Source organism: Allorhizobium sp. DMC15 (assembly GCF_056314065.1).
This window is the reverse complement of record NZ_JBQUZB010000001.1, coordinates 1,071,049-1,084,599: the sequence shown is the minus strand read 5'-3', so window position 1 is coordinate 1,084,599 and position 13,551 is coordinate 1,071,049. Positions and strand designations below refer to the sequence as shown.

At 61.4% G+C, this 13,551-nt stretch carries 12 protein-coding genes and 1 tRNA gene; 4 read left to right on the top strand and 9 right to left on the bottom strand.

Going from position 1 to position 13,551, the window contains the following annotated elements; translation table 11 throughout:
* Nucleotides 1–4: 4 nt before the first annotated feature.
* The 4 genes from neuC to ACT53S_RS05240 all read right to left on the bottom strand — a co-directional run bounded on the left by neuC (nt 5) and on the right by ACT53S_RS05240 (nt 5,008).
* Nucleotides 5–1,156, bottom strand: coding sequence for a UDP-N-acetylglucosamine 2-epimerase (neuC, locus tag ACT53S_RS05255; protein ID WP_476066177.1), 1,152 nt, complete (start codon nt 1,154–1,156; stop codon nt 5–7).
* The gene (locus ACT53S_RS05250; protein ID WP_476066176.1) at nt 1,153–2,319 is read right to left on the bottom strand and encodes a LegC family aminotransferase; all 1,167 of its coding nucleotides are present in this window, start codon (nt 2,317–2,319) and stop codon (nt 1,153–1,155) included. Before ACT53S_RS05250 ends, neuC begins: the two co-directional genes overlap by 4 nt.
* A 37-nt stretch (nt 2,320–2,356) precedes the next feature.
* Entirely contained in the window at nt 2,357–3,355 is a 999-nt protein-coding gene (locus tag ACT53S_RS05245; RefSeq protein WP_476066643.1) for an NAD-dependent 4,6-dehydratase LegB, read from the bottom strand.
* Nucleotides 3,356–4,933: 1,578 nt separating this feature from the next.
* Nucleotides 4,934–5,008: transfer RNA gene (locus ACT53S_RS05240), tRNA-Gln, on the bottom strand.
* A 170-nt stretch (nt 5,009–5,178) separates the two neighbouring features.
* Here ACT53S_RS05240 and ACT53S_RS05235 point away from each other — a divergent pair.
* Complete coding sequence (locus tag ACT53S_RS05235) at nt 5,179–5,739, top strand: type 1 glutamine amidotransferase domain-containing protein (RefSeq protein ID WP_476066175.1); 561 nt, start codon at nt 5,179–5,181, stop codon at nt 5,737–5,739.
* Nucleotides 5,740–5,960: 221 nt separating this feature from the next.
* On the opposite strand, the gene ACT53S_RS05230 is transcribed toward ACT53S_RS05235, so the two are convergent.
* Nucleotides 5,961–6,284 carry a hypothetical protein gene (locus tag ACT53S_RS05230; RefSeq protein ID WP_476066174.1) on the bottom strand — a complete coding sequence of 108 codons (324 nt, stop codon included), beginning with the start codon at nt 6,282–6,284 and terminating at the stop codon, nt 5,961–5,963.
* Between the two features lie 101 nt (nt 6,285–6,385).
* Between ACT53S_RS05230 and ACT53S_RS05225 the strand changes: the two genes are divergently transcribed.
* A complete protein-coding gene (locus tag ACT53S_RS05225; protein WP_476066173.1) occupies nt 6,386–7,372 on the top strand; it encodes a hypothetical protein in 987 nt (328 codons plus the stop codon).
* Nucleotides 7,373–7,648: 276 nt separating this feature from the next.
* On the top strand, nt 7,649–9,493 hold the full coding sequence (locus ACT53S_RS05220; protein ID WP_476066172.1) for a flagellin N-terminal helical domain-containing protein: 1,845 nt from the start codon (nt 7,649–7,651) through the stop codon (nt 9,491–9,493).
* Here the strand turns inward: ACT53S_RS05220 and ACT53S_RS05215 are convergent.
* The gene (locus ACT53S_RS05215; protein WP_476066171.1) at nt 9,486–10,178 is read right to left on the bottom strand and encodes a helix-turn-helix domain-containing protein; all 693 of its coding nucleotides are present in this window, start codon (nt 10,176–10,178) and stop codon (nt 9,486–9,488) included. The genes ACT53S_RS05220 and ACT53S_RS05215 overlap by 8 nt on opposite strands.
* Nucleotides 10,179–10,392: 214 nt before the next feature.
* On the opposite strand from ACT53S_RS05215, the gene ACT53S_RS05210 reads away from it, so the two are divergent.
* Nucleotides 10,393–11,346 carry a DUF1499 domain-containing protein gene (locus ACT53S_RS05210; RefSeq protein ID WP_476066170.1) on the top strand — a complete coding sequence of 318 codons (954 nt, stop codon included), beginning with the start codon at nt 10,393–10,395 and terminating at the stop codon, nt 11,344–11,346.
* 102 nt (nt 11,347–11,448) lie between these two features.
* Here ACT53S_RS05210 and ACT53S_RS05205 read toward each other — a convergent pair whose 3' ends face one another.
* The 3 genes from ACT53S_RS05205 to ACT53S_RS05195 all read right to left on the bottom strand — a co-directional run bounded on the left by ACT53S_RS05205 (nt 11,449) and on the right by ACT53S_RS05195 (nt 13,515).
* Nucleotides 11,449–12,375: an MBL fold metallo-hydrolase gene (locus ACT53S_RS05205; RefSeq protein WP_476066169.1), complete on the bottom strand. Its 927-nt coding sequence runs from the start codon at nt 12,373–12,375 to the stop codon at nt 11,449–11,451.
* Nucleotides 12,372–12,668, bottom strand: coding sequence for a cupin domain-containing protein (locus ACT53S_RS05200; protein ID WP_476066168.1), 297 nt, complete (start codon nt 12,666–12,668; stop codon nt 12,372–12,374). Before ACT53S_RS05200 ends, ACT53S_RS05205 begins: the two co-directional genes overlap by 4 nt.
* A gap of 106 nt (nt 12,669–12,774) precedes the next feature.
* The gene (locus ACT53S_RS05195) at nt 12,775–13,515 is read right to left on the bottom strand and encodes an SDR family oxidoreductase (protein ID WP_476066167.1); all 741 of its coding nucleotides are present in this window, start codon (nt 13,513–13,515) and stop codon (nt 12,775–12,777) included.
* Nucleotides 13,516–13,551 lie beyond the last annotated feature (36 nt).

Here is a 13,551-nt window from a genome sequence, read left to right as displayed (position 1 = left end):
TCTATCATAGCTCGTGGAACCGCTTGAACAGGATCCCGTCAAGGTCGACTCCGCGTAGCACCTCAGCGATCTTTGCAGAGGCTCCAGGCGCTCCATACGGAGTTTCGCGCCGCGCTGCGATAGCACGCAGCTCCGCGCTGCGAGCTTTAGCGATGGCAGCGAGGATACCCTCAGTCGTATCATCACAATCTACCACCGCTGGGCCGCGCAGGCGTCCGCGTTGTCTATTGCCAATATTCACAGTGGGCACGCCGACATAGGGCGCTTCCAGTAACCCGCTGGAAGAGTTTCCGATCACCGCATCGGAAATAGCCATCAGGCTCAGGTAGCGTCGCATGCCCAGCGAGGCTACCTGAACGGCTTGTTCGTGTCGCTCAGCGCAGAATGCCTGCACTCTCTTGTTAATCTCCTGTCCCAAGGCATCGGCATTGGCGCCGGTGAAAACGATGCGCGTAGCCTCTTGTGCGTCCAACGCCTCCAGTAGATTAGTGATAGAGGCCGCGCCGTCGGCATCCAGCGTCAGCGGATGATAGGTCACAAGCAGTATAGGTGCGTCAAGCGTCAGCCCGAGCAAGCCCGCGATCTCTTCACGCGTCACAGGTTTCAGTGACGCCACGTTGTCAAGTCCTACGGCACCAACATTATATACGGCTCTAGGCTGCTCGCCCATCTGAATCACCTTGCGCCGAAAGGCTTCGGCGGAAGTGAAATGCAAATGTGACATCTTGGTGATAGAATGCCGGATAGCCTCGTCTATTAGTCCTTCGGTCGCCTCCCCACCATGGATATGCGCGATTGGGATCCGCAAGATCATGGCGCTTTGCGCTGCCGCTAGTGCCTCATAGCGGTCACCCAGCAGCACGACGATATCCGGTGCAAGCCGGGCCAGCGCGGCTGTCAGGCCAATGACCCCCAGCCCTATGGACTGCCCTACGGCACGGGGGCTGTCTGAAGCCAGCAGCATGTCCACCTCAGCGTCGATCTTGAACCCTGCGGCACGGATTTCCTCAATCGTGTCGCCATGGCCGACTGCCAGGTGTGCGCCGGTTACGATCAGTTGTAGGGTTACATTAGGCGTCCGATCTAAGATCGCCATCAGGTTGCTCAGCAGCCCGAATTCGGCTCGGGTCCCGGTAATGACACAGATCTTTCTCATGTAGCTCCCAAGTAAGCTGAGGATGGGATGTTCAACACTCGCGCTTCAAGATGCTCGGCGCAGGAGAGGTCACTGCGCGGGTTGTTCGCATACATCGTCAGCCGATGCATCAGGGTCCAGATCGGACGGGACATGACGCCTGCATCGTTCAGCACCGACAGAATGTGATCGCGCGCCTCGGCGCGGGAGGGGTCTAACACGAGCGTCACTAACCAGTTATTCGATACCGTGTCCTTCGGGGCAGCGAAAAGCGTTACCCCATCCAACCCGCTAAGCGATTCTGCATACGCGTCGAACAAAACCTGCTTCTGCCTGAGCCGCGTTTCCAGCTGTTCCAGCTGCGCGACGCCCAGTGCCGCGTTTAGGTTAGGCATGCGGTAATTGTAGCCCACCTCGTCATGCAGGAAGGCCCAACGATGCGGGAGTTTAGCGGTCGTGGTCAGGTGTTTGGCTCGCTTCGCGAGAGCGGCGTCGTTGGTTACGATTGCGCCGCCACCGCCTGTGGTGATGATCTTGTTTCCGTTGAAGCTGACCGCTCCGACGGTGCCGAGACTGCCACATGGTCGCCCTTTGTAGCTGCTGCCAAGGCTCTCAGCAGCATCTTCAACCACGACCATTGGCCACTCTTCCACGACGTCGTTCAGCCTGTCCATGTCGACCGGACAGCCGAAGGCATGCATCGGGACAACAGCGGCAATGCGGCGGCCAGTCAGCTTGTTCCAGGTCTGACCGCTCTGGACTGTGGCGACCTGTTCTAAATGGGTGCGCAGACGCAGCGGGCAAAGGCCCATAGTATCATAAGCACTGTCGACGAAATGCGGCACCGCACCCAAGTGGCTGGCGGCGTTGGCGGTGGCCACAAAGGTCAGTGCTGGTACCAGCACCTCGTCGCCGGCCTGGACCCCTGCCACAATCAGGGCGATTTGCAAGGCAGCTGTACCATTGGCCATCACTACGCCATACCCGCAGCCAGACAGGCGCGCCACCTCGCGCTCGAAGGTATCGACGTAAGGGCCGACTGAGGACACCCAACCGGTATCGATGCAGTCCAGGAGCAACTCGCGCTCGCGGCCGTGGAATTCTGGCACATGTAGCGGTACAAAACTATCCTCGGTACCGATAACCCTCCTGATGCGTCGCACCAGTTCTTCCGCAAATTCCATGTTAGTTCCCACCTACTGGCCGCTAGCCAGACAGATTTTAGATGTTGTATTCACCGGTTTTATAGGCGGCCAGATTGGCCGGGTCTTGGAACCATTCGGCCGTTTTAGCAATGCCACGAGCAAAACCATCCCGCCCGCCATGCTCCGGCGCCCAGCCGAATAGGCGGCGTGCCTTATCGACTCCGGCAAAAAGACGCTCGACCTCACTGTCAGCCGGTCGCAATCGCTGCTCATCGGACACTATGTCGATCTCAACCCCCATGGTTTGCGCAATCAAGTTAACTGTGTCCATGATGGAGATCTCAAAATCGGAGCCGATGTTAGTGGCCTCGCCAACGCAAGCGTCGCATTCCATCGCCTGAATGAATCCGTGCGCAGTGTCGTGAACGAAGGTAAAGTCGCGTGTTGGATGCAGAGCGCCGAGCTTAATCTTACGCTGACCGGCGGCGATTTGGCTGATGATGGTCGGGATTACCGCGCGGGCGGACTGGCGCGGCCCGTAGGTGTTAAATGGGCGCAGAACAGCCACCGGAGTGCCGAAGCTCTTGTGGAAGGATAGGGCCAACTGGTCGGCCGCGACCTTCGTTGCGGCATAAGGAGACTGGCCGTTGACTGGATGTTCCTCAGTAATCGGCACGAACTGCGCCGTACCATAGGTTTCGGATGTTGAGGTGGAAATTACCCGCTCAGTGCCGAGCCGCCGCGCCGCCTGCAGCACGTTTAGAGTGCCAGTGACATTAGTCGCGACATAACTGTCCGGCGAATGGTAGCTAAAGGGAATGGCGATCAGCGCGGCCAGATGCAAAACTGCGTCACACCCTTCCATGGCGCTGGCCACGCCATGCGGATCGCGGATGTCTCCCGCCACCACTTCGAAATTTCCTTTCACATCCTCTGCAGAATGGTCCAGCCAGCCCCACGAATTCACCGAATTGTACATAACGAAGGCGCGTGTATCGTATCCTGAACGAACCAGCGCCTCTGTCAGATGCGATCCGATGAAGCCATCAGCGCCAGTTACCAGAACCTTTTTCAATCTCATCTTTTCAGTTTCCCCTTGCGGCTACGCGCCACGTGCCAATCGAAAAGAGCGACCGATTCGCCGCATCCCTTTGGACATATTGGCACCTTAGTGCATGACCATTCAGCACGTCACAGAGCGGAGAGTGCAAACAATTCAATCTCTCGCAGGCGCTCCTCAATTTCAGAGTTCTGTCACTCACTTCCGATATCATGCCTCAACAAATGCGACGCTGTAAAACAGTGGGAGCCAGCATGCGAGGGAGGCGTAATTCCCGCAACGACTGGTGGACATCGGCGTCTTGCCCTTTTATGAGTGTGCCGGAGACTTCCAAGCGTTACGCTGCAAGACGAATTTCCATCATGGATCTGGAACATCTGGAATCCTCCTCTAACACCATACCCTGAGCCTCCAAAACGTAGAGTTTTCTCTTAACATTTCAGGTCGCGGTATCGGCGCCTCCAGTGCGGCCACCCAACATGCCAAGGCTCTTTGTTCCGGATGCGCCCTCTTCGCCAAAGTTGCATCTCAGGGCCATATCAACAGCGTCTTCGGAACATCCCTTCTCTGGGGACACTTAGCGGTCCCAACGCCGGTGCAGAAACACCAAACCAGGGCTTGACCAGTGACCCTATCTCGAAATGCCACCGGCTATGTCGACCCTTAACTGCTTCGCGCCTTCATCGGAAGCATCTTCTTGTCCTTCTCCAGTTGAAACCTTCGGGCGGCGGCTGCGGCGGCACATTCTGATCGTTCGCTAACTGGCCATCCGAATTGATCTCACCGGCTCCAAGGTGGAACTCGTTTCCGCATCGGCGGCCCCGTGTCCGCTTCCGTGGCGCCGGTGATCGATCCCGGTCAATTCAACAGGAGATTTGATTGTGACGCTCAGAACACCTCGATCGCCGATCAGACGAACCATGCCGGCGCCTTTGACATTGTACAGATGTCCCCCTCGCTCCGCACTCTTGTGGATGGTCTGGCGGAAGCGGCTTTGTCTGCGTTCTCACTCCCGCAAGACCATGAGCGCGCGCGAGATCGCGCTCCTCGGTGGGGCCGATGACAGCATCGCGTCCCTGGGCGGCGAGAAGCCGATAAGCCCAGCCGGATGCAGTTTCCCCGCGACGATTGCTTTCGGCACTCCCCGCCGATCCGGACTTGATGGCGTCGAGCCAGTCACTCTTTTCCCGCGCAACCTGAATCAGAATCTGTCGTGCGACGTCGGCTGGTTTCAGCTTGGTCTTGAGGTCCAGCTGAAGGCGATGGCTGGCGAGTGTGACCTCGGGCGCTATCCTCCTCGCCCGGTGTACTCCTTGGTGTCGAGGCTCAATTCAAGCCTCACCCAATCACGGCGCCCCGTTCCAATCGGCAAACGGCGGCGCCACCAGTAGACCGAACCGCGTTTGAACACGTGTTGGATTGTTGTCATGCTAAACCCTTTTTGAAGAGGGCGAGCAGGATCATTAGTCTTTCCGGGCGACAGTCTTGTGTGACAGTCCGTGACGACAATCGTCTACAACAGTGCCTCCAATTCAATTCCCAGCGAAACCCAATCGCTGGAAACCCTTGGATTGCGCTTGATAGAAGTGGAGGTGGCTGGGGCGCCAGGATTCGAACCTGGGAATGCCGGTACCAAAAACCGGTGCCTTACCGCTTGGCGACGCCCCAACAGGATTTGGGCGACGAGGTGGCGCCGCAAATCGCGGCCTGATTAGCAAAGGGAAAGCGGCGCGGCAACACCTGTTGGTCGGGTCTCGACAGATTTTGGCGGAACGATGGGGCGTGGCGCTCGTTTTCTTTGTATCCACACGACAGAAACGCCGACGAAAGGACATTCCATGCCTTCCATCACTTCCGCCCGCATCCTCATTCTCGCCACCCATGGCTATGAGCGCTCCGAATTGCGCGTACCGCTGGATCAGCTCACCGCCAAAGGCGCCAAGGTTTCCATCGCCTCGCTGGAAAAGGCACCGATCAAGAGCTGGGACGAGGACAACTGGGGTGACACCGTCGATGTCGACCTGACACTGGACGCGGTCAAGATCGACGACTTCGACGCCATCGTGCTTCCCGGCGGACAGATCAATCCGGACCTGCTGCGCAAGGAGCAGAAGGCGGTCGCGCTGATTTCGGCCTTCGTCCAGTCCGGCAAGACGGTCGCCGCCGTCTGCCATGCGCCCTGGCTGCTGATCGAGGCCGGTGCGGTCAAGGAACGCAAGGCGACGTCCTATGCATCGATCAAGACCGACATGATCAATGCCGGCGCAGACTGGCGGGACGAAGCCGTCGTCACCGACCAGGGCATCATCACCTCGCGCAATCCTGGCGATCTCGATGCCTTCGTGGAAAAGATCGTCGAAGAAATCGAGGAAGGTCGCCATCAGCGCCGCGCCGCCTGACGGCTTCGCAACGATCTCCCCAGTCTGGCTTGCCACCGCTTCGGCCGCTGCGGGGTTCACCTTTAAGATCGACAGGCCCGATGACTATCGTCGGGCCTGTCGTGTGTCTGCACGAAGCGATCAGCCTGACGGCCAGTCAGGAAAGGCCAATCAAGTGGGGCACAGTCAGTCGGGCACAGTCCATCCAGCGCCATCGGGCCGGGTCGGGCGTGCCGGACCGGTCAGCCCGGAACCGCCGGCACCTCCCGGCGCAGATCCGGCTCATCATGGACGAAGGAGAGTTGCAGGGTCGCCATGCGTTCGGCCTTCGGATCCCCGCCGGCCGCCGCCGGTGGGTCGACCTCTATCCCCGCCTCAGCCAGTGCCGTAGCCAAATCCCGGAAAGCGCCGGCCGGAAGGGTCAAACGGATGGTGTTCATCAGGTTGGAATACAGTCTCACGTCATCGATCCAGCCGCCCAGCCGGTTTACCGTGTCGAAGACCAGCTGGGTGGCCTGCTTGCGCTCCACGCGCGTTACCGCCGTCATCATGATCAGCTTGCCCATCGGCGCACCTCCGTTACGCTACCAGTTTGGGGGGCGGCGGTGACAAATCAAGCCCTTTGTGGAATAGGCTTTGCCGGCAAGCGGAGCGACGGACGACAGGCATGAAGAAAGTACGGCAGCATGGCGGGCAGCAGAAGCGACGGGCGGGCCGAACGGCTTCCGGCGCCGTGTCCCGACCCGTCGACGCGACGCCGGCAGGCGCGCAGCCGGCACGTGCAGCCAAGTCCGTCAATAGTCCTGGCGGTGGTGACGCATGGACAGGACGGGACCGGTTTCGCGCCGGCATCGCCACCCGCGCCTTCAAGCTCGCCCTCCTCGTCTTCCTCGCCGGCGTGCTGCCGGTCGCACTGTCCCTTTCCATTCCCCACGATTTCGCCTTCTTCGAACTCGGTTTTCTCTTCACGCTGTCGATCTACGATCTCGTGCTGGCGATGCTCGGTCTGTCGGTCGTTGTCGGCATGGCGGAGCGCGGACGCGACATCGGGTATATTGCGCTTGCCTTTCTCGGCGTCTTGCTGCCGATGCTGATGCTGTTCGACACGATCTTTCCGATCATCCTGCAGAGCCCACTGGGGGACGAACTCTTTCTGATCGCGCCTGTTGCCGTGCTTCTCTCCGGTGTCGCCCTGTGGCTTCCGAGGGGTTACCGCATCTTCGGCGCCACGCTTGCCGCAGCCGTCGTGGCGCTGTCGCTGTCGCTGTTCATCGGGCTCGACGATTTCGGCATCGGCATCAAGGAATTCGCCCTGACCGCTGTCATCGGCGCGCTGTGGATCCTGCTGTCGCCGGGCCTGCTGCTCAGGCCCTTTCGCGGCGCCTGGCTCGTCATCCCCGCCCGCATCATCGGCTCCTGGCTGGTGGTGATCGCCATTATCGTCACGGTTTCGCTCTATGTACCGCTTGCACCCGAACAGCAGCCGCCGCTCGGCGATCCGTCGGCGCCGGATGTCATGATGCCCGGCATCGGTTCGCTCGACGCGCCCAGCCTGCCGCCCCTCGATCCCGCGATAGAAGAGGGGCTGGAAGACGCACCGGGCGGCGACGGTTCCGACCTGTTTCTGCCGCGCGAGGAAGACGCCGGCCCCTGAGCGATGCGTCTCAAGGGCAACGGCCCCCAGATTGTCGCCCAATTCATATCAGCGAAGAGGTTGCACGCAAGGTGTTCGGCTGGGCACGTGCCGCAGGCCGAACAAGCTGCGCTGCGCCGGAACCGATTGCGGTTGCAGCACTCGAAAATCACCCCCTCCGTATTTTTACCGTGGCACGCGGAAAAGTCCGTTAACTTTTCGTGAACCATAGTCGGGCCGCGCATGGGGACCAAAAACCCTGAAGCTAAGATACCGTAATTTCAGGATATTCTTTTCATGGCCAGCCTTTTGACGAATAGCGGCGCGATCGCCGCCCTGCAGGCCTTGCGCTCGATCAGTACCGAGCGGGCCGGCTCGGAGAACAAGGTCAGCTCGGGACTGCGGATCAGCGAGGCGGGGGACAATGCGGCCTACTGGTCGATCTCCACCACCATGCGGTCAGACAGCATGGCGCTTTCGGCGATCAGCGACACGCTGGGCCTGGGTGCAGCGAAAGTCGATACGGCTGCCGTCGGCCTTGCCTCTGTGATCAAGGTGCTGGACCAGTTCGAAGCGAAACTGGTGGCAGCCAAGGAGGATTCAGTCGATCTCGCCAAGATCCAGGCGGACCTGCGGCAATACCAACAGGCCGTCGTCGACATCGCACGATCCTCGAGCTTCAACGGGCAGAACTGGCTGCATACCGATATCGCCGACATCTATGACGACGAGCTCACGGAAACCCAGATCCGTTCATCCTTCACGCGGGGCACTAAGGGTGATGTGAAGGTCGACGCCATGGGATTCAGCCTGGCGAAAACCTCGCTCTTCAACAAGGCCGGCGGCGGAATGCTGCAGCCGGATATCCGCGATGTCGGCACCATCGGGGGAATGCGATTTCTGACGAATTACGACTGGGATGATGCGACGGCGCACAACGCGCCGGACGGAACGCAAGGCTGGATGCTCCCGAAGGCTGCCGTCGGGTCACGTGCCTCGATGTCCTTCTCATTCCCGGCCGGTTCGCCGCTCGACTTCAACACGCCGGGTGCTCAAATCAGCTTTACCTTGACCCTGGACAAGGAAGCATCGAACCCGAACAATTTGTCGGGTTCGGCAGGGCAGTTACAGGAACTGCCGGGCCCTTATGACGGCGGATACACCGTGCCGATCATCATCACCAAAGCGGAGGTGGATGCCTACAACTCCGGTCTCGGCGGCGTGATCTCCACCAACACGGAATTTGCCGGCCTGCTCAATCAGATCCTCTCGCCACACGGGGCCTCGGTTTACGCGAATTATTCCACCCGGCTGCCGTCCGGCATCAGCGTTCATAATCCCGTGCTGATGGACATCAGCACCAAACAGGTTCACGGCAACGGTTCCTATGTCGGCATCAGCAATCTGACGGCCACCGGTGTCAGCAGCGGTGGGCTGGTCGATGGCGAAAGATACGGCACGCGCGGCTCCGGCATGGCGCTCGATTTCAAGCCTTTCACTCTCTTCGAGGTGGCGAACGACGACGACGGGGTCGAGGTGAGCTTCCGGTTTTCCCTGAACGGCGCATTGCCGGCCTCCTATTCGTTCAACCGGACGACGGTCAACGATGTGCTCGGACGCAACGACGGTAAGGTCGAGACGGCGCAGGAGATGGTAACCCTTCTCTCGTCCCTCCTCGCTGCAGACTGGCCGGGCCTCATCATCGATGTCGGCTCGGACGGGCAGGTCATTCTGAAATCTGATCCGTCCATCGACAGAAAGTGGGGCTCCGGACCCAACATCTCCTTTGACAAGGTGCGCGTCAGCATCGAGCCTCTGCCGACCCTGAGCTTCCTCGGGATCGACGTGGAGCAGAACCCCGAGCAAATCGACAACTATCTCGCCTATATCGATGCCGCCCGCGGGCGGATCGTCGATGGCGCCGCGAGCCTCGGCGCCCTGAAAGCCCGGATCGAACAACAATCGGAGCTGGTGCTGAAGCGGATCGAAACCTCGGACAAGGGCGTCGGGCGCCTGGTGGATGCCGACATGAACCGGGAAGCGACGCGCCTGAAGGCGTTACAGACCCGTGAAAAGCTCGGGACGCAAGCGCTGCAGATCGCCAATGCCCGACCGGACACAATCCTGCAGCTCTTCAGGTAGGACCGCTCCCCTCGTTGCCGTTCACCTGGTTGCCGAGCAGCAGGACGACGAGATGAACGAGGTTTTTCGCCCCGAACCGCTCCTTGAGACGATCGAGACGGTGCTCGATCGTGCGATGGGACAAGCCCAGCCGGACGGCGATTTCTTTGGCCGTCAGCCCCTCCATCAGCAACTGCACCACGGCCTCGTCACCCACCTCGAAACTGGCGAAACGCTTGGGGGCGTCGAGCAGGAAGCGGGCATAGGAGGACGAGATGACCCATTGCGATCGGCCGGTCGTGCGTTGCGGCAGCAGGATGCGGTCATAGCCGAGATTGATACCGAACAGCTTGGTCTTGACCAGTTCGATCGACGGCTGCTGGTTTTCGATCACCTGGCGCAGCCGCGGGATGACCGTATCGGCCATATAGGTCTGATCCGCGAATTCGCCGATCAACTGGTCCCGAAAAACGTGATTCAGGTCGAAGAGGGTCGTGGTGAAGCCGGAATGCCGAATGGGCGTCATGCGCCAGCGAAGCGGATCCGTTCCCTCGATCCAGAAGACGGTGAGCCGCATCTTGATCGACAGAAGGGACTTCGCGCCGTCATAGATGAGTTGCGGTTCTGCCGGCGTTTCTGCGTCGGTGGCGATCCAGGCGTCGAGCATTTTCCGGCTGACGGCGGCAAACGGGGTTTCCTTGGGCATGCAAATCACGGGTCACTTAATAACGCTCCCTTAAACCCTGCAGCGTCCGAACTTGACAAGTCTCAAGCAACCATCTGTATCGCCATCCCCAGATTTGCGTCCTATCCTTGCAGATCGGAGGCGGTTTCGTCCGGCCGCTTTCGGGATATCGACGCCTTCCGGCCGAGCCGTTACACAGGGTGTTTATGGTCCTCCTGATTCCGGTGTTGCCCGCATGATCGTCCGCTACGACCGTCCCGTGTCCCGCTCCGCATTTCTTGCGCGGCGGCTCGCGCTGTTTGCGCTGGTCATGCTGGCGCTGGTGGTGGTGGCGCATCGGTTCGGGATGTTGAAGACGCCGGATTTCATAGCGCTGGTGCTGGTGGCGGCCCTGCCCGCTGCACTTGCGGTGCCGCTGGCACTGATTGGTCTTGCGCGGCTCTGGCAGATCGGGGCGCTGGGCGGCGTTGCCGCCGTGCAGGCGCTTATCAATGCAGCTCTGCCGCTCGCACTACCCGGATACGGCTATTTTCTCTACACGAACCGGCCGGTGCTGACAGAAGTGTCGACCGATCTCGGCGACCGTCCGGCCTGGGTCTCCGCTCCGGAGGCCAACCAGCAGTTTCTGCCGCGCCCGCCGCTTTCCCCTCTCGCTGCCGCGCTGCAGACGGAGCGTTATCCGGGCTTGACCGGGCGACGCTACGAAGGGGCGATCGACCGCGTCTACGAGGCGGTGCGAAAGGTAGCGGCGGCCAACCGGCTGGTGGTGACTGCGAGCCGCGGCGAGGAATACGCGCTGCCGGATCTGCAACTGCGTCCTTCCGAGGACGGCACGGCCGCGCCTCCACCCGGGGCCGCCATGGGGACGCCACCGGCTGAGGAAGCCTTGCCCGAGAGCGGCCCCCTGCCAATGCCGCGACCCGATGCAATCTCGGCCCTGATCGACGCTGCCGAAACCGACGCGGCCGAACCGGCGGGTGAAGCACGGCTCCAGCTTTCGACCAAAACCTTCGTGTTGGGTTTGCCCTTCGATGCCGTGGTGCGGTTGAAGGAAGAGGCGGAGGTCACGCTGGTCGATATCCGCGTCGCGTCCCGCTACGGGCCGCATGATCTCGGCATCAGTGACGAGATTGCGGAAGGGTTCCTGCATGCGCTGGATGCCGAGCTTCTGGGGATTGCGGGGAACTGAGGGGTTGTCTGGCTGCCGTTGGCCTTGTGCCGAGCGCTCCCCCCTCTGCCCTACCGGGCATCTCCCCCTCAAGGGGGGAGAACGGAGAGACCCGCTGCCAATCTAACCCGGCCAATACTCTCCCGACAACCTTGGTGGACCATCCGTGGCAATCATGCCCTTCTCCACCAGATCCTCGATATGGGCGAGCACGGAGAGTGCAGCGGCGCCATGCAGGCGGGGATCGGTCGCGGCGTAGATGACCTTGACCATTTCGGGGATCAGCCGGTCGCCCTTTCGGATCCGCTCCAAGACGGCATGCTCGCGCTGCCGGCGGTGGGTGCGCAGCGCGCGCACGAAGGTCTGGGGATCGCTGACCGGACCGCCATGGCCGGGCAGATAGAGGGTGTCCTGCCTTTCCAGCAGGCGGTCGAGCGAGGTCATGTAATCGCTCATTGCGCCATCCGGAGGGGCTACGATCGAGGTGGCCCAGGCCATGACGTGGTCGGCGGAAAAGAGGATGCCGGTGTCTTCAAGCGCGAAGGCTGCATGGTTGGCGGTGTGCCCGGGCGTGTGGACGGCGGTGAGGCGCCAGCCGTCGCCTTCGACAATCTCCCCGTCCGCCAGAGTGCGGTCGGGTACGAATTCGGTGTCGGAGCTTTCGGCGAAGGGGTTTACCTCGCCCTCGAAGAGCGGACGAGCCGGCCGATGCGGGCCTTCGGCCACGATGACCGCGCCGGTATTGTCCTTGAGCCGCCGGGCGAGCGGGGAGTGATCACGATGGGTGTGGCTGACGGCGATATGGGTGACTTCCCTGCCCTCGAGGGCTGCCATCAGGGCTTCGAAATGCGCGTCATTGTCCGGGCCCGGATCGATGACGCAGACGGATTTATGCCCGACGATATAGGTGTTGGTGCCGTGGAAGGTGAAGGGGCTGGGATTGGGCGCGGTCAGGCGCTGAACGTCGTCGGCCACGGTCACCGCCACGCCATGCTGCGGCTCGAAATCGGTGATGAAGCGTGGCGCTGCCTGGTCTTCGGCGCCACTCATTTGTACTCGATCTCGATGAAGCTCATCGGCTCGTTGCCACCATTGATGACATTGTGCTCGACGCCGGCATCGCGGCGATAGGCCTCGCCGGCCTTCGACGTCACGCGGCGCTCGCCTGCGGCGTCCTCAATCAGGAAATGGCAATCGGTGAGCGGCACGACGACATAACCGAGGCCATGGGTGTGATGGCCGGTCGCGGCACCGGGCTCGAAATCCCAGCGAGTGATGCGGGTGACGGCATCATCGAGGACAATCGTCGGGATGGCGGGCGGGCGGGCGGAATAGCCGGGCATAAGGTCTCCGGGAGGTGGCGTCGCGGAATGCGACGCCCAGATTTATACCCGGGCCAGGGCCTGCGGCAACCGCCTGGGCCCAAATGTCGATGCGGGTCTCAAGCGATCAGGCTGCCGCGAGCGCTACGGCATCCGCCCCCGCCGGGTAGCGCTGCTGCGCGGTTCCGTCCGTGACGGCATGCCAGACCGCTTCGGCGACATCGCTTTCGCGGGTCACCACCGTGGGAGACGCGAAGGCCTCGAAGATCGGACGGGCGAAATCGAAATAGGCGCCGGGGAGCAGATCCATGGCATCGATATCGGTATTGGCGGCAAAGCGGGTCGTCGGCGCATAACCCGGCTCGACCAGCTTGGTGCGGATGCCGAAGGTCGCGAGCTCATGGGCGAGCGACTGGGTGAAGCCCTGGATCGCCTGCTTGCTCGCCGTGTAGGCGGCGGCGAGTGGCATCGGCGTGAGCGTGACGCTGGAGGTGACGTTCACGATGATGCCGGCGCCCCGTTCGCGCATGCCGGGGATCGCAGCCTGGGTTACGGCCATGGTGCCGAAGGTATTGGTTTCGAAGACCTTGCGGATATGGTCCATCGGCGTCGCCTCGAACGCGCCGACCACGCCGATGCCGGCATTGTTGACCAGCGCGTCGATCGGTCCTGCGGCGTCGAAGGCGGCGCGTATGCTGTCTGCCTTCGTCACGTCGAGCGGCAGGATGCGCAAGCGGTTCGACGGGGAGAAGACGTCGTCTCGGGGCGTGCGCATGGTGGCGATCACCGTCCAGCCCTGGTCGAGGAAATGCTGTGCGATGTGCTGGCCGTAGCCCGACGAGCAGCCGGTGATGAGAATGGTCGGCATGGGAGGCTCCTGTGTGTACGTTGTTGACGCCTCCGG